The organism is Pseudomonas sp. B21-010, assembly GCF_024749325.1.
In the GTDB taxonomy this organism is placed as follows: domain Bacteria; phylum Pseudomonadota; class Gammaproteobacteria; order Pseudomonadales; family Pseudomonadaceae; genus Aquipseudomonas; species Aquipseudomonas kilonensis.
Window position 1 is genome coordinate 6,237,089 of the sequence record NZ_CP087198.1, and the last position, 23,464, is coordinate 6,260,552.

Genomic DNA, 23,464 nt, shown 5'->3' on the forward strand with positions numbered 1-23,464 from the left:
ATGGAACGGCAACTGGACGCCTACTGCGAACACCTGCGCAGTGAGCGCCAGGTGTCACCCCACACGTTGTCGGCCTATCGCCGCGACCTGGAAAAAGTGCTGGGCTGGTGCCAGAAGCAGAACATCGGCAGCTGGGCGGCCCTGGACATCCAGCGCCTGCGCAGCCTCATCGCCCGCCTGCATCAACAGGGGCAATCCTCTCGCAGCCTGGCACGCCTGTTGTCAGCGGTACGCGGCCTGTATCACTACCTCAATCGCGAAGGCCTGTGCGATCACGACCCGGCCACCGGCCTGGCACCGCCCAAAGGCGAGCGCCGGCTGCCAAAGACCCTCGACACCGACCGCGCCCTGCAACTGCTCGAAGGCGCCGTCGAGGATGACTTCCTGGCACGGCGCGACCAGGCGATTCTCGAGCTGTTCTATTCTTCCGGCCTGCGGCTTTCAGAGCTGACGGGGCTTAACCTGGATCAACTGGACCTGGCCGATGGCATGGTCCAGGTGCTCGGCAAGGGCAGCAAGACCCGCCTGCTGCCCGTCGGCCGCAAGGCGCGTGAAGCCCTGGAGCAGTGGCTGGCGCTGCGGGCGCTGACCAACCCCGCCGACGACGCGGTTTTCGTCAGCCAACAGGGGCGGCGCCTCGGCCCGCGGGCGATTCAGTTGCGGGTCAAGGCTGCCGGCGAACGGGAGCTGGGACAGAACCTGCACCCGCACATGCTCCGGCACTCCTTCGCCAGCCATTTGCTGGAGTCGTCCCAGGACCTGCGCGCCGTTCAAGAGCTGCTGGGGCATTCGGACATCAAGACCACCCAGATCTACACCCACCTGGATTTCCAGCACCTGGCGACGGTCTATGACAGTGCCCATCCCAGGGCCAAACGCATCAAGGGCGACGAATCATGACCATCGAGCTGATCACTTTCGACCTGGACGACACCCTGTGGGACACCGCCCCGGTGATCGCCAGCGCCGAAGCCATACTCCGCCAATGGCTGACCGACAACGCGCCGAACCTGGGCGGCGTGCCGGTGGAGCATCTTTTTTCGATTCGCGAGCAAGTGCTGCGCGAGGAGCCTGGGCTGAAGCACCGCATCAGTGCCCTGCGCCGACGGGTGCTGTTTCGCGCCCTGCAGGAAGCCGGCTACGACCAGTGGCAAGCCTCTGAACTGGCGGACCAGGCCTTCGAGACGTTCTTGCACGCCCGTCATCAGCTGGAGATTTTCCCCGAGGTGCAGCCCACCCTGGAGATCCTGGCCAATCATTTCGCCCTCGGTGTGGTCACCAATGGCAACGCCGATGTACGGCGCCTGGGGCTGGCGGACTATTTCAAATTCGCCCTGTGCGCTGAAGACATCGGCATCGCCAAGCCTGACGCCCGACTGTTCCACGAAGCCCTGCAACGCGGCGGCGCCACGGCGCAAACCGCCGTGCACATTGGTGATCACCCCGGCGACGACATCGCTGGCGCCCAACAGGCCGGCCTGCGCGCCGTATGGTTCAACCCGGCAGGCAAACCCTGGAATGCCGACCACGCGCCGGATGCAGAAATCCGCAGCCTGACCGAACTGCCAGGGTTATTGGCAGGGTGGCATCGCCAGCGCTGAACCCTGCTTCGCAGCCGCCGAAGCCCTTGGTGGGAGCGAGCCTGCTCGCGAAGGCGATCACCACACGCCCGCTACCTGAGCCTCAACCCGATCCGTGGCGAGGGAGCTTGCTCCCGCTCGGCTGCGCAGCAGTCGCTAAACCGGTCAACGCGGTCCGCCTGGAGAGATGCCAGGGGCCCGCTTCGCAGGCCAGCGGGAGCAAGCTCCCTCGCCACGGATTCCTGAGTTGCCTGGGCGAAAGTCATCGCGAGCAAGCTCGCTCCCACCCCGGCTCTGCCGCGCACCGAAGCTCTGCGCCCAACACAAAACCCTGTGGGAGCGAGCTTGCTCGCGAAGGGGCGGCACATCCAACATTGATGTGACAGATAAACCGCTATCGCGAGCAAGCTCGCTCCCACAGGGGCTGCGCCTGGCCTGGGGACGGAATCGCACCCATGAAAAAGCCCGCAGCGACGGCGGGCTTTTTCAGCAAGCAATGAAGCCGGAACTCAGATAGGACGGCTGCCGTACTTGTTGTCAGGCTTCTTGGGCGGATCAGCGACCACGTTGGCCTCCACTTCCTGCACCTTGCCGCCCCTGGCCAGGAATTCCTCCATGGCCTTGGCGAGCGCATCACGCTCCTTGTTCTTGGCCTCTACGCTTGGCAACTCGTCGACCGAAACGGCCGCCTTGGCCTTGCCTTTGGCGGTAGGAACCGGAACATCGGCCCCATCGTCGTCGGCAACGTCTTCCGCCGCCGCTTCAAGGCCCTCTTCGGCCTCGTCTTCGTCGCCTACTTCGAGGTCGTCGTTTTCCAGATCATCGTCGCTCATGTTCTACCTCATGACTTGCGAAAAGCAGATTAGTTATAGCCCAGCTTCGCCATCTGTTCGAAGGCTGCCAGAAAAAATTCAACATCCGCCGGCAATCAGCGGTTATGCCCCTTCACCGTACAAGGTGGCGAGGACTTTACGAGCACCGCCGTGATCACGGTGCTCGCCCAGATAAACACCTTGCCAGGTACCCAATGCCAGCCGTCCTGCCGTGACCGGCAGGCTGATCTGACAACCGAGCACACTGGCCTTGAAGTGTGCCGGCAGGTCGTCCAGGCCTTCGTCGTTGTGCTCATAGTCGGCGGTTCCTTGTGGGATCAGCCGATTGAAAAATCGTTCGAAGTCTCGACGTACCGCCGGATCGGCGTTCTCGTTGATGGTCAACGAAGCCGAGGTATGCTGCAGCCACAGATGCAACAGACCGACACGACACGCCTGGAGTTCAGGCAGGCCGGCAAGCAACTCGTCCGTCACCAGATGAAAGCCCCGAGGCCTGGCCCGCAGGGTTATCAGCGTCTGTTGCCACATACAGATCTCCGCACGTTCGGCGCGCATTCTAGCGCGCTCAGGGAAAAAACAAAGGGCCTAATATTCTTGCTTCGGTGTAAGCCTTTGGCGGTATAAAAACCCATGTCGCATCCACAACAAAAGGCGTCGGAAAAACCGCTGCACCTTGTGAGCAATGACAAATTCCAGACAAAAAAATGCCCGGCGAACCGGGCATTTTTTATTGCGTGTACTTACAGGTTGTAGCCACGCTCGTTGTGCTGGGCCAGGTCCAGGCCCACCGCTTCTTCTTCCTCGGTGACACGCAGACCCATGACGGCGTCCAGGACCTTGAGGATGATGAAGGTGACGATCGCGGTGTAGACCACCGTGAAACCCACTCCCTTGAATTGAATCCACACTTGCGCGCCGATATCGGTCACGGTGCCGAAGCCACCCAGGGCCGGTGCTGCGAACACACCGGTCAGGATCGCGCCGAGGATACCGCCGATGCCATGCACGCCGAAGGCGTCCAGGGAGTCGTCATAGCCGAGTTTGCGCTTGAGGGTAGTGGCGCAGAAGAAGCACACCACGCCCGCTGCCAGGCCGATGACCAGGGCGCCCATCGGGCCCACGGTGCCGGCAGCCGGGGTGATGGCAACCAGGCCCGCCACGACGCCCGAGGCGATGCCCAGTGCGCTTGGCTTGCCGTGGGTGATCCACTCGGCAAACATCCAGCCTAGCGCCGCCGCAGCGGTCGCGATCTGGGTCACCAGCATCGCCATGCCGGCAGTGCCGTTGGCGGCGACAGCGGAACCGGCGTTGAAGCCGAACCAGCCGACCCACAGCATGGCCGCGCCCATCAGGGTGTAACCCAGGTTGTGCGGCGCCATTGGCGTGGTCGGGAAGCCTTTGCGCTTGCCCAATACCAGGCACGCCACCAAGCCTGCGATACCGGCGTTGATATGCACCACGGTGCCGCCAGCGAAGTCCAGCACGCCCCAGTCCCACAGCAGGCCGCCGTTACCGGACCAGACCATGTGGGCAATCGGTGCATACACCAGGGTGAACCACACGCCCATGAAGATCAGCATGGCGGAGAACTTCATCCGCTCGGCAAATGCGCCGACGATCAGGGCCGGGGTGATGATGGCGAAAGTCATCTGGAAGGTGATGAACACCGCTTCGGGGAACAGCGCCGCCGGGCCGGTCAGGCTGGCTGGCGTGACGCCCGCCAAGAAGGCTTTGCCGAAACCGCCGATGAAGGAATTGAAATTGACGACGCCCTGCTCCATGCCGGTGGTGTCGAACGCAATGCTGTAGCCATAGATGACCCACAGGATGCTGATCAGACCGGTAATGGCAAAGCACTGCATCATCACGGAAAGAAGGTTTTTCGACCGAACCATGCCGCCGTAGAACAGCGCCAGGCCAGGAATGGTCATGAACAGTACAAGAATCGTGGCCGTGAGCATCCAGGCGGTGTCGCCGGAGTTCAGGACTGGGGCTGCCGCTTCTTCTGCCATGGCCAAGCCAGGCATTGCGAAGGACAACAGGGCTCCTAGCCCTGCGAATTTACGCAGAGTCATATTGTTTTCTCCTGGGGCGTTGGGTTTGGCGGCTTAGATGGCGTCGGTATCGGTTTCGCCGGTACGGATGCGGATAGCCTGTTCCAGATTGACCACAAAGATCTTCCCGTCACCGATCTTGCCGGTGTTGGCGGCCTTGGTGATTGCCTCGATCACCCGATCAAGATCCTTGTCGTCAATGGCGACATCGATCTTCACCTTGGGCAGGAAATCGACCACGTACTCCGCGCCGCGATACAGCTCGGTGTGACCTTTCTGCCGACCGAAGCCTTTGACCTCAGTAACGGTAATGCCCTGCACGCCGATCTCGGACAACGACTCGCGCACGTCGTCCAACTTGAACGGCTTGATGATGGCAGTGACTAGCTTCATGAAACTTTCTCCCGAATTGGTGGACTTGCCCCAGGAAAACAAACCCGACTCAAGTCTAAGCGCAGTGCCTGGCTTTGTAACGCGTCGTCGGCCCAAGTTGCCCGACAGGTGCCAGTTAACTGATCCTGACGAAACTCCCCGTTCCGCCTGCTGCACTGCATTCGTCACAGCGACTGCATCAGTGCATGGGTCATCAGCCTCTAAGCAGAAACCTTGCCATCTGCACCAAACCCTCTGATTTCAGTCTCTTGGCCACCTGCTCGACGTGCGTTGCGCCATGAACCGCAGCGATACGCACAAAAACAGTGCAGCGATGTCCGGACCCATGCGCGAAAAGCGTGCATCCCTGGCTTGCGAATTGACTATAGACACTGCGTGATACACTGCCCGCCATTGTTTTCAGGACACCTGCCATGCTTGCGCCCAAAGACCTCCTCGACGCCCTGAGCGGCCACGCTTCCCGCATCTTGAGTGGCGACACGCCGCTGCCCAAAAGCGAAATCGAAAGCCAGTTCAAGGCCCTGCTGCAAAGCGGCTTCAGCAAACTGGACCTGGTGAGCCGGGAAGAATTCGACAGTCAGATGGTCGTGCTGGCCCGGACCCGGGCGCGGCTCGAAAGCCTGGAGGCCAAGGTCGCGGAGCTGGAAGCGCGACTGGCTCCGGCACAGGAATAAGCAGGCCCTGCGGGCCACTCAACCACTCGCAGCGTGTTGAGATAGGACCGGGGCCTGTGCCAGCGGCAACTCCAGGATAAACACCGCGCCCCTGCCCGGCCCGGCGCTCTGCACGGTCAGATCGCCGCCCATCTCGTGCGCAGCCAGAATGCAGCTGTGCAGGCCAAAGCCGTGACCGTCGACACGCGTGGTGAAGCCGTGCTCGAACACCCGCGCAAGATTGTCCTGCGAAATCCCCTCGCCATTGTCCTCGATCTCGACCCGCACGCGCTCATCGTCAATGGTCTTCAGGCGCAGGATGATCTGCGGCGGCCGGTTCGTACCCGCGTCCAGCGCCTGCTTGGCGTTGTTGATCAGATTGACCAGGATCTGCAGCACTCGGTGCTTGTCCAGCGGCATTTGCGGGATATCGCTGAATTCCTTGATCAGCGTGATGTGGTGGCGGGCCAGGGACACATCACAAATGCGCACGACATCCTCGACCAGCTCTCGCAACGAGCCCGGCTCCAGAACGCTGGCGTTGCCGGCATAGGATTGCTGGGTGGCGACGATTTCCTTGATGTGGTCGATTCGGCGAGTCAATTGCGCCAACTCGGCGATCATGCCCTGCTGCTCGACGGCCAGCGCATCGGCCAGCTTGTCGAGATAGTCCGGTAGCGCGCGCCCTTTCGGATCGCTGTTGATGAAGTCACCAAGGTCATCGGGATGCTCCTTCATCAACTGGGCGACCTTGGCCACCCCTGGCCCCTTGGAGGTGTGCACCTTCTCGTAGAGGACCTGGGCTGACACATTGACGCTATTGAGCACATTGCCCACGTTGTGCAGCACATTGGTGGCGATCTCCGCCATGCCGGCCCGGCGCGCGGTGGTGACCAGTTCGGCCTGGGCCTCGCGCAACTCGTCGTTGACCTTGGCCAATTGCTTCGGACTGGGGATCTTCAGGGCCGCCGGCACCAGCCGGACCAGCAGGATGGCGGTAATCACCGAGGCAATCGCGGTGATCACCTTGACCAGCGCCGTCAGCCAGTAATAAGGCTGCCAGATGGTCAGGATCTCCATCACATGGCTGGTCCCGCAGGCCAGGATAAACACGCCAAATGCCGCGAGCATCCAGTCAAACGGCACGTCCTTGCGCTTGTGGATAAAGTACAGGAGCGTGAAGGGGATGGTGACGTAGGACAGGGCGATCAAGCCATCGGCGATCACATTGGTCCACAGCAGGTCCGGACGCCACATGTAGCAATGCCCGTGGGGCATGAAGCGCTTGTCGGTTAACAGCGCCAGCAGATCGTTCATGGCCACTTCCTCGTTGTGCCGTTGATACCGCCAAGTGCCGACTGGGCAAATCGGAGTCTAGCAGAGGGACCTTCCCGGGCATTTTGCGTGGCCAGGCGAGGCGGTGATATCCGCTACCGCATCACGCTTGCCGCCCCTCGGCTGTCACTTGCCCTCGAAACATCCTGCCAAATTTTCTCCCTTCAATTGCCGCGCCCAAGTTCATCCCCACGACTAACCTTGCAGAGCCGCAGGACGCGGCGCCCTATTCACTCAAGGAATGATTCATGTCGCTTGCCATCGTCCACAGCCGCGCCCAAGTAGGGGTCGAGGCTCCTGCCGTTACCGTTGAAGTCCACCTGGCCAATGGCTTGCCGTCACTGACGATGGTTGGTCTGCCGGAGGCGGCGGTGAAGGAAAGCAAGGATCGGGTGCGCAGCGCGATCATCAATTCGGGGCTGAACTTCCCGGCACGACGCATCACCTTGAACCTGGCGCCGGCAGACCTGCCAAAGGACGGCGGACGCTTCGACCTGGCCATTGCCTTGGGGATCCTGTCGGCCAGCGTGCAGGTGCCAACCCTGACGCTGGACGACGTGGAATGCCTCGGTGAACTGGCCTTGTCCGGCGCGGTACGACCGGTGCGCGGGGTATTGCCCGCGGCGCTGGCGGCGCGCAAGGCCGGGCGCATGCTGGTGGTGCCGCGGGCCAATGCCGAGGAGGCCTGCCTGGCCTCGGGGCTGAAGGTGATCGCCGTGGACCATCTGCTCGAAGCGGTGGCCCACTTCAATGGGCACACACCGGTCGAGCCTTTCGTTTCCAATGGGCTGCTCTCGGCCAGCAAGCCCTACCCCGACCTGAACGAAGTTCAAGGCCAGGCCGGGGCCAAGCGGGCCTTGCTGATTGCTGCAGCGGGGGCTCATAACCTGTTGTTCAGCGGGCCACCGGGCACCGGCAAGACATTGCTCGCGAGCCGTCTGCCGGGGTTGTTGCCCCCCTTGGCCGAGAGTGAGGCGCTGGAAGTCGCGGCCATCCAGTCGGTGGCCAGTTGCATACCGTTGAGCCACTGGCCGCAGCGCCCGTTTCGCCAGCCACACCACTCGGCTTCCGGCCCGGCGCTGGTGGGTGGCGGGTCAAAACCGCAGCCAGGGGAAATCACCCTCGCCCATCATGGCGTGCTGTTTCTGGATGAATTGCCGGAGTTCGACCGCCGGGTGCTGGAGGTCCTGAGAGAGCCGCTGGAATCTGGGCACATCGTGGTTTCTCGCGCCCGCGACCGAGTACGCTTCCCGGCGCGTTTCCAGTTGGTAGCGGCGATGAACCCCTGCCCCTGTGGATATCTTGGCGAACCCAGCGGCCGTTGCTGCTGTACACCGGACATGGTGCAGCGCTACCGCAACAAACTCTCCGGCCCGCTGCTGGACCGCATCGACCTGCACCTGACCGTCGCCCGGGAAGCCACGGCGTTGAACCCCAAGCGCGAATCCGGAGACGATACCGCCACGGTCGCCGAGCAGGTGGCCGAAGCCCGGGAACGTCAGCACAAACGCCAAGGCTGCGCCAACGCCTTCCTCGATTTGCCGGGGTTGCGTCAGCATTGCAAGTTATCCACAACCGATGAAGCCTGGCTGGAAACCGCCTGCGAACGGCTGACCCTGTCGTTGCGCGCCGCCCACCGCTTGCTCAAGGTCGCCCGGACGCTGGCGGACCTGGAGCAAACGGGGTGTATCCGCCGCGAGCATCTGGCCGAAGCATTGCAGTATCGGCCAACTACCCCCTGAACCGCCTTATGGTTTGCTCAGGTCCACCAACGGTGTTTCCCGAACCTCGGTTTTTTGACCGTTCTGGATGGTATCGATGCGCTTGAGGGCCTTATCCACAGCGCCCTTGTCCGCCAACAGGCTGTAGTGGATCTGGAACTGCTTGTGCTCTTTCGGCGCGATGGTAGGAACCAGACCCAGGGGGCGCTGATAGCGGCGGTTATAGGAAAAACTGGTGCCTGGCTCCAGCCCGGTCACGTAGCCCTGGCCCTGGGTGTCGGTGTTTTTCCACAGGGAGAACACCGGAAGCGTGCCGGTGTTGAAGCCCACAGACACACCGAGGCTACCGGCCTTGTTGTGCAGCACGGTGAGGGTGTCGCCCTTGGCGTCAGCGTATGGCACGACGTTGTAGACGGTTTCGTCGTAATCCTTGGTGGGGGCCCGGTAGGTTTGCCAATCGGACAAATCGCCCTTGGCCTTGTCGTTGAACGGCGAGACCTGCTTGACCGGTGCCACGAAACGGGCGCCCTGCTCCAGGAACGGCGTACTGAAGTTGCTGTGGTAGAGCGCTTGGTATTCCTTCGGATAATCGCCGTTGTTGGTCAGCGTGTCGCTGAGCGCGAACGTCACGCTGCCGGGTTCGGTGACCAGTTCGGTCTGCACCGAGAAGTCGACCTTCTTGAACGCCTGCTCCTTCAACTCGCCCCGCAGGGTGATGGCGTAGGGCGGCTTTTCATCGATGTGCAAGGTGACTTTGTTGGCTGGAATGTTGGCAGCGCGACCATGCAGGGTCAGCAGCTCACCGTTGTCCATGCCGGGATGGCCGACCCACTCGTAGCCGCAACGGGTGACCAGCTCGTTGAACCCTTCGAGCCAGCCCAGGCCGCCTCGGCCATTGAGTTCGATGAACGCCGGATTGACCACTTCCTTGACGGGCGAATCCCAACCCATGCGCACATTCCCGACCGAAGCCTGCAGCACGTTCATGCCACGGGTCGGGACGACTGAAAGCTTCAGGGTGCCATTGTCGATGTCGACGATGCTGACGCCTTCCTGGCGGCCGCCGTGCAGGGTGCGCATCGTCACGGAAAAGGGTTTGCCGGTCTTCACGCCGAGTTGCTGGCTGGTGATTTGCCAGGGTTGAGCGGCTTTATCCGTATCCAGCAGGACGTAGTCCCAAGCCATTGCATGGGAGGCAGCGCCCAAGGCGCCAAGGGTGATGAGAAGTTTGAGCGGAGTCATGGTCACGACCTTTTATTGGAGTTGTGCGGTTTTTATAGACTTGAAGAAACGTTTCAGCAAGCTTAAAAACAGCAATATTCTTAAAAAAGAAACGACACTAGGGTGGCAGCTTTTGTGGGAGCGAGCTTGCTCGCGATAGCGGTGGGTCAGATTGAGATGACGTTGGCCGGGCAGCCGTCATCGCGAGCAAGCTCGCTCCCACCCTGATTCCCGGCGGACACCTGAAGTGGAATCACAGCAATTCCCTTGTGGGAGCGAGCTTGCTCGCGATAGCGGTGGGTCAGATTGAGATGATGTTGGCTGGGCGGCCGTCATCGCGAGCAAGCTCGCTCCCACCCTGATTCACGGCGGACACCTGAAGTGGAATCACAGCAATTCCCTTGTGGGAGCGAGCCTGCTCGCGATAGCGGTGGGTCAGATTGAGATGATGTTGGCTGGGCGGCCGTCATCGCGAGCAAGCTCGCTCCCACCCTGATTCCCGGTGGACATCTGAAGTGAAATCACAGCAATTCCCTTGTGGGAGCGACCTTGCTCGCGATAGCGGTGGGTCAGATTGAGATGATGTTGGCTGGGCGGCCGTCATCGCGAGCAAGCTCGCTCCCACCCTGATTCCCGGCGGACGCCTGAAGTGGAATCACAGCAATTCCCTTGTGGGAGCGAGCTTGCTCGCGATAGCGGTGGGTCAGATTGAGATGATGTTGGCTGGGCGGCCGTCATCGCGAGCAAGCTCGCTCCCACCCTGATTCCCGGCGGACGCCAGGAGTGGGATCACCGCAAATTCCCTTGTGGGAGCGAGCTTGCTCGCGATAGCGGTGGGTCAGATTGAGATGACGTTGGCCGGGCAGCCGTCATCGCGAGCAAGCTCGCTCCCACAGGAGTATGGGTGAACTTGCTCGTGACGGGATGCCTCAGCGGAACCGATCAACCTCTTGGCGCAGGTCCTGGGCCAGTTTTTCCAGTTCCTTGGCGGTGAGCGCCAGGTTCGAGACCACCTGGCGCTGTTCGCTGTTGGCCATGGCAATGCTTTGCAGGTTGCTGCTGAGCAGGGTCGCGGTGCTGCTTTGTTCCTGGGTGGCGGTGGTGATCGCCGCAAATTGCTGGCCGGCCGAGCGGCTTTGCTCGTCGATGCGCGCCAGGGCCGTGGCCACGTTGGCGTTGCGCGACAGGCCTTCCTGCATCAACAGGTTGCCCTGCTCCATCGTGCTGATGGCGTTGCCGGTTTCCTGCTGGATGCTGTTGATCATGCTGGAAATTTCGTCAGTGGCCTGGCGAGTGCGGGAAGCCAGGCTGCGGACCTCATCGGCCACCACGGCGAAACCACGGCCCTGCTCGCCTGCACGGGCGGCTTCGATGGCGGCGTTCAAGGCGAGCAGGTTGGTCTGCTCGGCGATCGAGGTGATCACACCCACGATGCCACCGATTTCCTGGGAACGCTGACCCAAGGTATTGATAACCGTGGCGGTGCTGTTCAGCGCACCGGCAATTTGCTCCAGGGACGACGACGCTTCGTCCATCGAGGTCCGGCCAATGCGGGTCTGCTGGGCGTTTTCCTGGGCCAGGCGCTCGGTGTTACCCATGTTGTCGGCAATGTCCAACGACGTTGCGCTGAACTCTTCCACTGCGCCGGCCATGCTGGTGATTTCGCCGGATTGCTGTTCCATGCCTTCATACGCCCCACTGGACAACCCCGACAGGGCCTGGGCACGGCTGTTGACCTCCTGGGAGGCCTTGCGGATGTGCTCGACCATGGTCGACAAGGCCTGGCTCATCTGGTTGAAGGCACGGGCCAATTGACCGATCTCATCATGGCTCGACACGTTCAGGCGCACGCTCAGGTCACCGGCGCCCAAGGCTTCGGCCTGGCGCACCAGGTCCCCCAGCGGTGCCAGTTTGCTGCGCAGCAACCACATCGCCGAGCCGACCGCCAACAACATCGCCAGCAGGCTACCAATGGCCAGTTGCGTACCGACGCTCCAGGTCACGGCGCGAATCTCGGTTTTGGGCATGCTCGCCACCACCGCCCACGGCCCACCTTCGAACGGTACGGCAACGCTGTAGAAATCTTCGGCGGTATCGGTCCAGAACGCGCCCTTGCCCGGCTTCTTGACCAGGCCAACGATGGTCGCGCTCGCCTGGTCCAGCGCCTGCACGCCGGCCGGCGGCACCAGCCACTTGTTTTGTTCGTCCAGCAGGGCCAACGAACCGGTCTGGCCAATGCGGAAGCGCTTGAGGTTTTCGAACTGCGCGTTCTGCGCATCGGTGTAGTCAAAGCCTACGTACAGCACGGCAATGATCTTGCCGCTGCTGTCACGTACAGGCGTGTACTGCGACATGTAGTAACGTCCGAACAGCAAGGCTCGACCAATGTAGCTCTGCCCGCTGATCACCGGACCGTAGGCAGGGCCGGCGCGGTCGAGCACGGTACCAATGGCCCGCGTACCGTCCTGCTTGGTCAATGACGTGCTGACGCGGATGAAGTCATCGCCGTTGCGCACGAAGACCGTCGCCACCCCGGCGGTCATTTGCTTGAACTCATCCACTTCCTTGAAGTTGTTGTTCAACACTTCGCTGCCCAGGCTCAAGCCTGGGGTTTGTACGCCCGCCACCGTCACCGGCTGGTCCGGATGCACGCTCAGGCCCGCGCCGAAGCGCTTCTCGAACAGACCGGCCAACCGCTGAGTGCTCTCGCGCAAGGTGCTGTGGAACGTATTGAGCTGATCGGCCATCAGGCGCGCTTCGCTGGCCAAATGTTCTTCACGGGTGGCGAGGTTGGCAGCGTCCAGCGAACGCAGGGCGAAGACGGTACTGCCGGAGATCACGACCGCCAATATCACAGCGAGGGCAAGGCCTAGCTGTGAGGCGATCCGGGCACGGGGTTGAGACATGACGGCTCCTGGCCGAGAGACCGGATCATCCTGATCACGCTCGCACGCTCGGCATTTTATTCGGGGTGAGGTGTAAGTTGGCCTTTCTGAACGAAGGTTCCATCTTCACGGATTCGGCGGCAAAGCCAAATACTTGAGCGGCTTGGACGGATTAATGTCAAGTGGCTAGCACGCCAATTGCAACGTTTCAGCCCAGACGCTGCACGTCGGGCAGTTGCATGGCCTTCACCTCACCTTGGAGGAAGTCGCTGAGCCGGCGCAAACGTTCACCTCCCGGCCGGGTTTTCGGCCAGACCAGGTAATAGTGTTCACCGCTGGCGACAGCCGTCGGCCATGGCAGGCTCAGGCGTCCCTGGGCGACATCCTCGGCCACCATCAGCAGATCGCCCATGGAGACTCCATAGCCACGTGCCGCCGCGATCATGCCCAGCTCCAGGGTATCGAATACCTGCCCCCCCTTGAGCGAGACCTTGTCGGACAGGCCCATGCGTTGTAGCCAATTGCGCCAGTCCCGGCGATCCGGCGTGGGGTGCAGCAGTTCAGCGCTGGCCAACCGCGCCACATCCCAGGGCTGGTCGTTCAGCAGGTTCGGCGCGCCCACCGGGATCAATTCTTCGGAAAACAGCAAACTGGCCTCCCAGTCCGCCGGAAAGTGCCCGTTGCCCAGCAATACGGCGCAATCGAAGGGCTCGACGTTGAAGTCCACCGCGTCGATGTCCATCCAGGCACTGGTCAGTTGTACCTCGTTGCCAGGCTGCAAATGCCGGAAGCGACTCAAGCGCGCCAACAACCAGCGCATGGTCAGCGTGGAAGGCGCCTTCATGCGCAGGATGCCATCCTCGCCATGCAAGGTGTGGCAGGCCCGCTCCAGCGCCATGAAGCCCTCACGTACGCCCGGCAACAGCAACCGCGCCGCCTCGGTCAATTGCAGGTTGCGGCCGCTGCGCAGGAACAGCCGACAGGCAAAGTGATCTTCCAGCGTGCGAATGTGCCGGCTGACGGCGCTCTGCGTGATCGACAGCTCTTCAGCGGCGCGGGTGAACGAGCTGTAGCGCGCCGCGGCTTCGAATGCCCGCAGCGCATAAAGAGGAGGAAGACGACGAGACATCGCAAAAGCTCCATGGCGTTGTTTGCAAACCCTACCAGAAACGTATTCAGCATGAGTTTTAATCATGCCAGCGATCTTTTTTATCCCTTTGTGCAATCCGCCGAGAGCGCCGAGAATCGTTGCTTTACTGCCTTGTTTGAACATGGAGCGTGATGATCATGCGGCATCCTGTGCGTACCGAACTCTGGGCCATCCTGCGGCTGGCGGGGCCGTTGATTGCCTCGCAGTTGGCGCACATGCTGATGGTGCTCACCGACACCGTGATGATGGCGCGCCTGAGTCCTGAAGCCTTGGCCGGCGGCGGGCTTGGGGCGGCCACCTATTCGTTCGTATCGATCTTCTGCATCGGCGTGATCGCCGCGGTGGGTACCCTGGTCGCGATCCGCCAGGGCGCAGGCGATGTCGAAGGCGCCACCCGGTTGACCCAGGCCGGACTGTGGCTGGCCTGGCTGATGGCGCTGATGGCCGGGTTGCTGTTGTGGAACCTCAAGCCGGTGCTGCTGATGTTCGGCCAGACCGAAACCAACGTGCTGTCCGCCGGACAGTTCCTGCTGGCGCTGCCGTTCGCCCTGCCCGGCTACTTGAGCTTCATGGCCCTGCGCGGCTTCACCAGCGCCATCGGCCGGGCCACACCGGTCATGGTGATCAGCCTCGGCGGGACGGTGGCCAACTTCCTGCTCAACTACGCGCTCATCACCGGTATGTTCGGCCTGCCGAAACTCGGCTTGATGGGGATCGGCCTGGTCACGGCCATCGTTGCCAACTGCATGGCCCTGGCGCTGGCCTGGCATATCCATCGGCATCCGGCCTACCGCGCCTATCCACTGCTCGACGGCCTGTCGCGGCCCAATCGCCAGTACCTCAAGGAACTGTGGCGCCTGGGCCTGCCAATTGGCGGCACCTACGCGGTGGAGGTCGGGCTGTTTGCGTTCGCCGCGCTGTGCATGGGCACCATGGGCAGCACGCCGTTGGCAGCCCACCAGATCGCACTGCAAATCGTCTCGGTGGCGTTCATGGTGCCGGCCGGAATGTCCTACGCCATCACCATGCGCATCGGCCAACACTACGGTGCCGGGCAACTGCTGATGGCACGCCTGGCCGGTCGGGTCGGGATCGGCTTTGGCGCGGCCGCCATGCTGGCGTTCGCCATGGTGTTCTGGCTGCTGCCCCATCAATTGATCGGCTTGTTCCTGGACCACGACGACCCGGCGTTTCGCGAGGTGATCAACCTGGCCGTGAGCCTGCTGGCGGTGGCGGCGTGGTTCGAGCTGTTCGATGGCACGCAAACCATCGCCATGGGCTGCATTCGGGGGCTCAAGGACGCCAAGACCACCTTCCTGGTGGGACTGGGTTGCTATTGGCTGATCGGCGCGCCGGCGGCGTGGTGGATGGCGTTCCACCTGGACTGGGGCCCGACCGGCGTCTGGTGGGGCCTGGCCCTGGGGCTGGCCTGCGCGGCCGTGAGCCTGACAGCGGCGTTTGAATGGAAGATGAAGCGGATGATTCGCAGTGAACCCGGACGGCAGCGTTTCGAGGCCATCCAGGCCGATTGAGACGTATCCCCTGTGGGAGCGAGCTTACTCGCGATAGCGGTGTGTCAGTCAAACTAAATGGGACAGACCTATCGCCATCGCGAGCAAGCTCGCTCCCACAGGGGTTTGTGTCAGCTGATTTCCAGCATCGATTGCTGATCACCCTCGAACGTCAAGTACTCAACCAACTCCGGCAACGGCAACGGTTTGCTGATCAGGAAACCCTGCACCTGGTCGCAACCGAAGCCGCGTAGCAGGTCCAGTTGTTCCTGGGTTTCCACACCTTCGGCCACCACCTCCAGGTTGAGGTTGTGCGCCAGGTTGATCATCGCGTGCACCAGTTTGCGGTTCTCTTCGCGCTGCTCCATGCCACCGACGAAGCTCTTGTCGATCTTGAGCAAGGCGATCGGCAGGCTGTTGAGGTGCACGAACGAGGAGAAGCCGGTGCCGAAGTCGTCCAGGGAGAAGCGTACCCCCAGGCGGCCCAGGGCATCCATGGTCTGCTTGACCAGCTCGCTGCGGCGCATGACGGCGGTTTCGGTGAGCTCGAACTCCAGCCATTGCGCCTCGACACCCCGCTCGGCAATCAGCCGGCTCAAGGTCGGCAGCAATTGGCTGTCCTGGAACTGTCGGAACGACAGGTTGACCGCCATGTGCAACGGCGCCAGCCCCCGCTCGCGCAGGGCCTGCATGTCCCGCAGCGCCCGGGAAATCACCCAGTAGCCCAGCGGCACGATCAGGCCGCTCTGTTCGGCCAGCGGCACGAACTCACTCGGTGGCAGCAAGCCACGTTCGCCGTGACGCCAGCGTACCAACGCTTCGAGGCCGACAATGTGCCCGCCATCGAGGTTCAGCCGTGGCTGGTAATGCAGTTCCAGCTCGTCACGGCGCAGTGCCCGGCGCAGTTCGCTTTCCAGGTCGGCGAGGCTGCGGGCGTTGCGATTGATGCGCTCGTTGAAAATATGAAAGGTGCAGCCCTGGGTGCTCTTGGCCTGCTGCATGGCGATGTGGGCGTGCCACATCAGCGGATCGGCGCCAGCCTGGGCGCGAGCGTGGGCAACACCCAGGCTGCAGCCGATCAGCAGGCTTTCACCGTCCACCCAATAGGGTTCGGCCAAGGCTTCGGTAATACGCTCGGCCATCCACTCGGCCCGCTGTGGTGCGCGGCGAGTGTCGATCAGCAGGGCGAATTCATCACTGCCCAACCGTGCCAATTGATCGCCGGCCTCGAGCGAGCTCTTGAGCCGCGACACCACTTGCAGGATCAAGCGGTCACCGGCCTGGTGGCCAAGGGCGTCGTTGGCGTGACGAAAGTTGTCCAGGTCCAGGTGACCGAGCGCCAGGCCACGGCCGTCGTTTTCCGCCAGGCGCGCCGCCAGCAGCGTCTGGAAACCCTGGCGATTGGCGATGCCCGTCAATGGGTCCTGTTCGGCGAGGCGCTGCAAGGTGTTTTCCAGCACGCCGCGTTCGCGCACATGGCGCAGGCAACGACGCAGGGTCGCGCTGTCGAGGACATCACGCACCAACCAGTCGCTGACACCGTCGGGGGCAACCGCCGGCTCGTGCTCAAGCAACAGGATCGTCGGCAGGCTGCAACGGCCCGGCGCCGGCTGCAACGCCGCAACGGTCAGCAACACCGCGTTGCGATTATCTTCGAACAGGCTGCTGACTGACTCCCAGCTCGGGGCACTGATCAACACGACCGAGGGCCCCAAGGGCGCCAGGCACTCGCGCAATATTGCTGACCACGCAGGCTCTTGGGCCAATAACAGCAAACGCAAGGGTTCGACAGGCGTTGACAAGCTGACTCCCTAGACTCTGCAAGGTGGTAGGCGCCGGGCATTATGACGCGCCGATGGGCAATGACCAATGCCAATGGTTCTCAAACACGCGGTTTTGGTGGTTTTTTTCCACTCCCAAATCCTGCGCTGAACGCAATTGGCCCCACATCCTGCGTGAAAGTAGCGGAAGCGGCAAATGACAATGCGCTGTGCGTCACAAGTCGGACAGAGCAGCACAATTCTCTGAGCCTGTTAAAATGCCGGCCCATTTCGCAAACGACTCCCTGACTCTGTCATGTCCCGACTCAATCCCCGGCAGCAAGAAGCCGTGAACTATGTCGGCGGCCCTCTTTTGGTGCTCGCCGGTGCAGGCTCCGGCAAGACCAGCGTAATCACCCGCAAGATCGCGCACCTGGTCCAGAATTGTGGCATCCGCGCCCAGTACATCGTCGCCATGACCTTCACCAACAAGGCCGCCCGGGAAATGAAGGAACGGGTCGGCGGCCTGCTGCGCGCCGGCGAAGGCCGCGGCCTGACGGTCTGCACCTTCCACAACCTGGGCCTGAACATCATCCGCAAGGAACACGCGCGGCTGGGCTACAAACCGGGCTTCTCGATTTTCGACGAGACCGACGTCAAGGCCCTGATGACCGACATCATGCAAAAGGAATACTCGGGCGACGACGGCGTGGATGAGATCAAGAACATGATCGGCGCCTGGAAAAACGACCTGATCCTGCCGCCCGAGGCCCTGGAAAACGCCCGCAACCCCAAGGAGCAGACCGCCGCCATCGTCTACACCCACTACCAGCGCACGCTCAAGGCGTTCAACGCGGTGGACTTCGACGACCTGATCCTCTTGCCGGTCAAGCTGTTCCAGGACCACGCCGACATTCTCGAAAAATGGCAGAACAAGGTCCGCTACCTGCTCGTGGACGAATACCAGGACACCAACGCCAGCCAGTACTTGCTGGTGAAGCTGCTGATCGGTACGCGCAACCAGTTCACCGTGGTAGGCGACGACGACCAGTCGATCTATGCCTGGCGCGGCGCGCGGCCGGAAAACCTGATGTTGCTCAAGGAAGACTACCCGTCGCTCAAAGTGGTGATGCTGGAGCAGAACTACCGCTCCACCAGCCGCATCCTGCGCTGTGCCAACGTGCTGATTTCCAACAACCCCCACGAGTTCGAAAAACAACTGTGGAGCGAGATGGGCCACGGCGACGAGATCCGCGTGATCCGTTGCCGCAACGAAGACGCCGAAGCCGAGCGCGTGGCCATGGAAATCCTCAGCCTGCACCTGCGCACCGACCGACCGTACAGCGATTTTGCGATCCTGTACCGCGGCAACTACCAGGCCAAGCTGATCGAGCTGAAACTGCAGCATCACCAGATCCCTTATCGCCTGTCGGGGGGCAACAGCTTTTTCGGACGCCAGGAAGTGAAGGACCTGATGGCCTACTTCCGCCTGATCGTGAACCCGGACGACGACAACGCCTTCCTGCGGGTGATCAACGTGCCGCGCCGGGAAATCGGTTCGACCACCCTGGAAAAACTCGGCAACTACGCCACCGAGCGCAAGATCTCGATGTACGCCGCCACCGATGAAATCGGTCTGGGCGAACATCTGGACAGCCGCTTCACCGACCGCCTGGCGCGCTTCAAGCGCTTCATGGACAAGGTTCGCGAACAGTGCGCCGGGGAAGATCCGATTTCAGCACTGCGCAGCATGGTGATGGACATCGACTACGAGAACTGGCTGCGCACCAACAGCTCCAGCGACAAGGCTGCCGACTACCGCATGAGCAACGTCTGGTTCCTGATCGAGGCGCTGAAGAACACCCTGGAAAAAGACGAAGACGGCGACATGACGGTCGAGGACGCCATCGGCAAACTCGTGCTGCGCGACATGCTCGAGCGCCAGCAGGAAGAGGAAGACGGCGCCGAAGGTGTGCAGATGATGACGCTGCACGCCTCCAAGGGCCTGGAATTCCCCTACGTGTTCATCATGGGCATGGAAGAAGAAATCCTGCCGCACCGCTCCAGCATCGAGGCCGACACCATCGAGGAAGAACGGCGCCTGGCCTATGTCGGGATTACCCGCGCCCGCCAGACGCTGGCCTTCACCTTCGCCGCCAAGCGCAAGCAATACGGCGAAGTGATCGACTGCGCCCCCAGCCGCTTTCTCGATGAACTGCCGCCGGATGACTTGGCCTGGGAAGGCAACGACGACACGCCGACGGAAGTCAAAGTCGTTCGCGGCAACAGTGCCCTGGCGGATATACGCGCGATGTTGAAGCGTTAGAATCGACTACTTTTTTCCACCAGGCTTTTTAAATCCAGACGCTGAAGGCGTCACCAGAGGAGGCTTCATGGAAGCCCTGCACCAGAAAATTCGCGAGCAAGGCATCGTGCTTTCCGATCAGGTCCTGAAAGTCGACGCGTTCCTGAACCATCAGATCGACCCGCAGTTGATGAAGCTGATCGGCGACGAATTTGCCGCGTTGTTCAAGGACTCGGGCATCACCAAGATCGTCACCATCGAAGCCTCAGGGATTGCCCCGGCGATCATGACCGGGCTGAACCTGGGCGTACCGGTGATCTTCGCCCGCAAGCAACAGTCCCTGACCCTGACGGAAAACCTGCTGTCGGCCACCGTGTATTCGTTCACCAAGAAAACCGAAAGCACCGTCGCCATCAGCCCGCGTCACCTGACCAGCAGCGACCGGGTGCTGATCATCGATGACTTCCTGGCCAACGGCAAAGCCTCCCAGGCGCTGATCTCCATCATCAAGCAGGCCGGCGCGACTGTCGCCGGGCTGGGGATCGTGATCGAGAAGTCATTCCAGGGCGGCCGCGCGGAACTGGATGCCCAGGGTTACCGCGTCGAGTCGTTGGCGCGGGTGCAATCCCTGGCTGGCGGGGTCGTGACCTTCATCGAATAACCCTGTGCCTCCTGTGGGAGCGAGCTTGCTCGCGATAGCGGTCTGTCAGACACATTTTGTGTACCAGATGCACCGCTATCGCGAGCAAGCTCGCTCCCACAAGGGTTTCAGGTGGGTCGCCAAGGCGCGGTGGCCTTGAGCCCGGCAAGCAACAACCGCTGAAACAACTCCTCCTTCAGCCCTTCAGGGCTGGCCAGCTGCATCCGCTCCAGATGCCCGGCAAACTCCCAGGGCTGCGGCGCATCGAGCGCGGCTTTGCCCAACTCCAGGATCTCGGTGAGCTTGAACTTGCTCTTGAGCCAGTTCAGCGCCCGCAACAGGTCGCGCTCGACCTCATCGAAATCACACCCCAGCGGGTACTCGGGAAACAGGTTCGGATGGCGTGCCTGGATCGCCTGCAAGCGTTCCGATGTGTTGTCGGCGAAGCGCGGGTCGAGGCGGAAATCCTTCGGCAACTTGCCGGCGGTTTGCGCCTGCTCGATCAACCCGGGCTGGAAGCGTGAATCGCTGATGTTCAGCAACGCCTCGATCACCGCAGCGTCGGTCTTGCCTCGCAGGTCGGCGATGCCATACTCGGTCACCACGATGTCGCGCAAGTGCCGGGGAATCGTGCAATGGCCGTATTCCCAGACGATGTTCGAGCTGATCTCGCCCCCGGCCTCACGCCAACTGCGCAGCAGCAGGATCGAACGCCCGCCCTCCAGCGCATGACCCTGGGCAACGAAGTTGTACTGCCCGCCCACGCCGCTGAGCACCCGCCCGTCTTCCAGCTGATCGGCCACCCCGGCCCCCATCAGGGTCATGGTGAAGACCGTATTGATGAAACGGGCGTCGAGGCGCTGCATGCGCTTGAGCTGTTCCTGGCCGTACAGCTCGTTGATGTAGCTGATGCGCGTCATGTTGAATTCGAGAAGACGGCTTTGCGGCAACTCGCGCAGGCGTTCATAAAAACTGCGCGGCCCGAGGAAGAATCCGCCGTGTATGCAGATGCCGTCGGGTTGCGCCGCCTCGTCGAGGGTGCCGGCGTTGGCCCGTTCCTGGGTCGGAACGTCGGGGTAGACCTTGCGCCGGACGATTCCAGCCTCGGCCAGCACCAACAAACCGTTGACGAACATTTCACTGCAACCGTACAGCCCTTTGGCAAACGGTTCGACCCCGCCCTCGCGCTCGATCAGTTGCGCCCACTGGCTAAGGTTCAGGTCCGCCAGCAGCGCCTGGTAACCGGCATTATCGGCCTGGCGTGCGAGCAGCGCCGCCGTCAGCGCATCGCCCATGGCGCCGATGCCGATCTGCAGCGTCCCGCCGTCGCGCACCAGGGTACTGGCGTGCAGGCCGATCAGATGGTCCTGGAAGCCCACCGGCATGTTCGGCGTGGAAAACAACGTGTGGCTGTCCTTCTCGTCGATCAACAGGTCGAAAGCGTCGATACCGACTTCCGCGTCGCCGGGCATGTAGGGCAAATCGCTGTGCACCTGGCCGACCAGGAGGATGGTCTCCCCGGCCGCCCGCCGCTTGGCGATCATCGGCAGCAGGTCGAGGGTGATGTCCGGATTGCAGCTCAGGCTCAGGCGATCCGGATGCTCAGGATCGCTCGCCACCAACTGCGCCACCAGGTTCAAGCCGGCAGCATTGATGTCCCGGGCAGCATGGCTGTAGTTGCTGCTGACATAGTTCTGCTGGGCCGAGGCGCTGTGCAGCAGGCTGCCGGGCTGCATGAAGAACTGCTCGACCCGTATGTTGGGTGGCAGGCTGTCCTGATGCAGGTCGGCCAGGTAATCCAGTTCGGGATAGTCACCGAAGACCTGTTCGACAAAGGGCTCGAGGAAGCGCTTCTGCAGACCATCACCCAGTTTCGGTCGGCCCAGGCTCAGGGCCGTGTAGATGGTCAACTGTCGCTCGGGCAGTTGTGCAATGCGCCGGTACAGCGCGTTGGCGAACAGATTGGGTTTGCCTAGCCCCAGTGGCATGCCGAGATGAATATGCGCGGGCAGGCGCTCGAGCACGTCATCCACCGCCTGTTCGATTGAACACAACTGCACCATCGGACCCTCCTGGACACTCCATGAATGTGGGTTGGACCGAGCTTGCCGCGTCTTGGTTGCGATGAACAGCCCTGGAGAAACCCCAGGCACAAAAAAGCCGCTCGTAAGCGGCTTTTTTACGCAAGATATCGGCGTATTACAGGCCGGACATCTCTTTGATGGCGCCCTTGAGGTCGTCATCCGAGCAATCGGCGCAGGTGCCTTTAGGCGGCATGGAGTTGATGCCGGTAATGGCCTTGGCCAGGATGCCGTCGAGGCCGCCCTGGTGATCGGCGCGCTCTTTCCAGGCTGCCTTGTCACCGATTTTCGGCGCACCCAGCAGGCCTGTACCGTGGCAAGCGTTGCAATGCTTTGCAATCACGTCAGCCGGCTTCTTGGCACCACCCGCGCCGCCAGCGGCAGTGGCAACTTCCATGCCTTTGCATTCTTTCCCCTGGACGCAGACCTGGCCAACGGGTTCGAGGCGCTTGGCGATTTCGTCGGTGGTCGCCGCTTGGGCACTGACTGCCCATAGGGCCAATACGGTTGCTGGTGCAGCCAGCATTTTCATAATTAGGTTCACGCGTACACCCTCAATGGTGGCTAGTCACGCCTGCGGCCACGGTTTGCAGGCGGGCGCAAGTATAGCGGTAAGCCCGTCACTCTGAAACAACCCCAAAGTCGCAAGGGTCTTGTTTGCAATGACGGTTCCTTCCCTGGGCGCCTTTGCCGTACGGGCCGGCGCCGCTTTTTCTAGAAATTGGCCGGTGTGGCTGCGCTGATCAGTCGCGCCGGCACGTCGAACGGATTACGGAAACGGTGGGGCTTGGTGCTTTCGAAATAGTAGCTGTCGCCCGCTTCGAGCACGAAGGTTTCGACACCGACCACCAGTTCCAGCCGCCCTTCCACCAGGATCCCGGTTTCCTCGCCCTCATGGGTGAGCATCTCTTCACCGGTGTCGGCGCCAGGCGGATAGATTTCGTTGAGAAAGGCAATCGCCCGGCTCGGGTGTGCCCTGCCCACCAGCTTCATGGTCACGGCGCCGTCGGAGATGTCGATCAGTTCGTTGGCTTTATAGACGATCTGAGTCGGTTTCTCCTGAAGGATTTCTTCGGAGAAAAACTCGACCATGGACATGGGAATCCCGCCAAGGACCTTACGCAGCGAGCTGATCGAGGGGCTGACGCTGTTCTTCTCGATCATTGAAATAGTGCTGTTGGTGACGCCCGCACGCTTGGCGAGCTCACGCTGGGAAAGGCCTTTGAGTTTACGAATGGATTGCAGTCGTTCACCGACGTCCAATGCAGGAGCCTCCAGGGAATCAGGTTGTGAGGAAAGTGAGCGTTATCATGGCGACAGCGTTCAGTATTTACAACACTTT

19 protein-coding genes are annotated in these 23,464 nt (G+C 61.8%); 7 read left to right on the plus strand and 12 right to left on the minus strand.

What is annotated here, in order from left to right:
• Positions 1-900, plus strand: coding sequence for a tyrosine recombinase XerC (gene xerC, locus LOY50_RS27970; RefSeq protein WP_046064431.1), 900 nt, complete (start codon positions 1-3; stop codon positions 898-900).
• Positions 897-1,601: an HAD family hydrolase gene (locus tag LOY50_RS27975; protein ID WP_214510092.1), complete on the plus strand. Its 705-nt coding sequence runs from the start codon at positions 897-899 to the stop codon at positions 1,599-1,601. The genes xerC and LOY50_RS27975 overlap by 4 nt, the downstream gene beginning before the upstream one ends.
• 488 nt (positions 1,602-2,089) lie before the next feature.
• Here LOY50_RS27975 and sutA read toward each other — a convergent pair whose 3' ends face one another.
• The 4 genes from sutA to glnK all read right to left on the minus strand — a co-directional run bounded on the left by sutA (position 2,090) and on the right by glnK (position 4,860).
• On the minus strand, positions 2,090-2,413 hold the full coding sequence (gene sutA / locus LOY50_RS27980) for a transcriptional regulator SutA (protein WP_007941277.1): 324 nt from the start codon (positions 2,411-2,413) through the stop codon (positions 2,090-2,092).
• 102 nt (positions 2,414-2,515) lie between these two features.
• Positions 2,516-2,941 (minus strand): secondary thiamine-phosphate synthase enzyme YjbQ, encoded by a 426-nt coding sequence (locus tag LOY50_RS27985; protein WP_214510093.1) that lies wholly within the window; start codon positions 2,939-2,941, stop codon positions 2,516-2,518.
• A gap of 212 nt (positions 2,942-3,153) precedes the next feature.
• On the minus strand, positions 3,154-4,488 hold the full coding sequence (locus LOY50_RS27990; RefSeq protein WP_063323830.1) for an ammonium transporter: 1,335 nt from the start codon (positions 4,486-4,488) through the stop codon (positions 3,154-3,156).
• Between the two features lie 33 nt (positions 4,489-4,521).
• Positions 4,522-4,860, minus strand: a complete 339-nt coding sequence (gene glnK, locus LOY50_RS27995) for a P-II family nitrogen regulator (protein ID WP_002555808.1) — start codon at positions 4,858-4,860, stop codon at positions 4,522-4,524.
• A 413-nt stretch (positions 4,861-5,273) separates the two neighbouring features.
• On the opposite strand from glnK, the gene LOY50_RS28000 reads away from it, so the two are divergent.
• On the plus strand, positions 5,274-5,534 hold the full coding sequence (locus LOY50_RS28000; RefSeq protein ID WP_060740084.1) for an accessory factor UbiK family protein: 261 nt from the start codon (positions 5,274-5,276) through the stop codon (positions 5,532-5,534).
• An 18-nt stretch (positions 5,535-5,552) separates the two neighbouring features.
• Here the strand turns inward: LOY50_RS28000 and LOY50_RS28005 are convergent, their stop codons facing one another.
• Complete coding sequence (locus tag LOY50_RS28005; RefSeq protein WP_258689839.1) at positions 5,553-6,830, minus strand: sensor histidine kinase; 1,278 nt, start codon at positions 6,828-6,830, stop codon at positions 5,553-5,555.
• Between the two features lie 266 nt (positions 6,831-7,096).
• Here LOY50_RS28005 and LOY50_RS28010 point away from each other — a divergent pair, with 266 nt between their 5' ends.
• Positions 7,097-8,590, plus strand: coding sequence for a YifB family Mg chelatase-like AAA ATPase (locus LOY50_RS28010; protein ID WP_258689850.1), 1,494 nt, complete (start codon positions 7,097-7,099; stop codon positions 8,588-8,590).
• A 6-nt stretch (positions 8,591-8,596) separates the two neighbouring features.
• Here LOY50_RS28010 and LOY50_RS28015 read toward each other — a convergent pair whose 3' ends face one another.
• The 3 genes from LOY50_RS28015 to LOY50_RS28025 form a co-directional block, all read right to left on the minus strand.
• The gene (locus LOY50_RS28015) at positions 8,597-9,811 is read right to left on the minus strand and encodes an aldose 1-epimerase family protein (protein ID WP_253470366.1); all 1,215 of its coding nucleotides are present in this window, start codon (positions 9,809-9,811) and stop codon (positions 8,597-8,599) included.
• Between the two features lie 908 nt (positions 9,812-10,719).
• On the minus strand, positions 10,720-12,696 hold the full coding sequence (locus tag LOY50_RS28020) for a methyl-accepting chemotaxis protein (protein WP_253470368.1): 1,977 nt from the start codon (positions 12,694-12,696) through the stop codon (positions 10,720-10,722).
• A gap of 187 nt (positions 12,697-12,883) precedes the next feature.
• Positions 12,884-13,804, minus strand: a complete 921-nt coding sequence (locus LOY50_RS28025; RefSeq protein WP_214510101.1) for a LysR substrate-binding domain-containing protein — start codon at positions 13,802-13,804, stop codon at positions 12,884-12,886.
• 158 nt (positions 13,805-13,962) lie between these two features.
• Between LOY50_RS28025 and LOY50_RS28030 the strand changes: the two genes are divergently transcribed.
• A complete protein-coding gene (locus LOY50_RS28030; RefSeq protein WP_258689854.1) occupies positions 13,963-15,357 on the plus strand; it encodes a NorM family multidrug efflux MATE transporter in 1,395 nt (464 codons plus the stop codon).
• 110 nt (positions 15,358-15,467) lie between these two features.
• On the opposite strand, the gene LOY50_RS28035 is transcribed toward LOY50_RS28030, so the two are convergent.
• Positions 15,468-17,138 carry a bifunctional diguanylate cyclase/phosphodiesterase gene (locus LOY50_RS28035; protein WP_253470370.1) on the minus strand — a complete coding sequence of 557 codons (1,671 nt, stop codon included), beginning with the start codon at positions 17,136-17,138 and terminating at the stop codon, positions 15,468-15,470.
• A 274-nt stretch (positions 17,139-17,412) separates the two neighbouring features.
• On the opposite strand from LOY50_RS28035, the gene rep reads away from it, so the two are divergent.
• Both rep and LOY50_RS28045 read left to right on the plus strand, forming a co-directional pair.
• Positions 17,413-19,422, plus strand: a complete 2,010-nt coding sequence (gene rep, locus LOY50_RS28040) for a DNA helicase Rep (protein WP_014340843.1) — start codon at positions 17,413-17,415, stop codon at positions 19,420-19,422.
• A 67-nt stretch (positions 19,423-19,489) separates the two neighbouring features.
• The gene (locus tag LOY50_RS28045) at positions 19,490-20,062 is read left to right on the plus strand and encodes a xanthine phosphoribosyltransferase (protein ID WP_253470372.1); all 573 of its coding nucleotides are present in this window, start codon (positions 19,490-19,492) and stop codon (positions 20,060-20,062) included.
• 107 nt (positions 20,063-20,169) lie between these two features.
• Here LOY50_RS28045 and LOY50_RS28050 read toward each other — a convergent pair whose 3' ends face one another.
• The 3 genes from LOY50_RS28050 to LOY50_RS28060 all read right to left on the minus strand — a co-directional run bounded on the left by LOY50_RS28050 (position 20,170) and on the right by LOY50_RS28060 (position 23,385).
• On the minus strand, positions 20,170-22,104 hold the full coding sequence (locus LOY50_RS28050; protein WP_258689858.1) for an acetyl-CoA hydrolase/transferase C-terminal domain-containing protein: 1,935 nt from the start codon (positions 22,102-22,104) through the stop codon (positions 20,170-20,172).
• 136 nt (positions 22,105-22,240) lie between these two features.
• Positions 22,241-22,654, minus strand: coding sequence for a cytochrome c5 family protein (locus LOY50_RS28055; RefSeq protein ID WP_003206840.1), 414 nt, complete (start codon positions 22,652-22,654; stop codon positions 22,241-22,243).
• Positions 22,655-22,836: 182 nt separating this feature from the next.
• On the minus strand, positions 22,837-23,385 hold the full coding sequence (locus tag LOY50_RS28060) for a cupin domain-containing protein (RefSeq protein ID WP_003206841.1): 549 nt from the start codon (positions 23,383-23,385) through the stop codon (positions 22,837-22,839).
• Positions 23,386-23,464 lie beyond the last annotated feature (79 nt).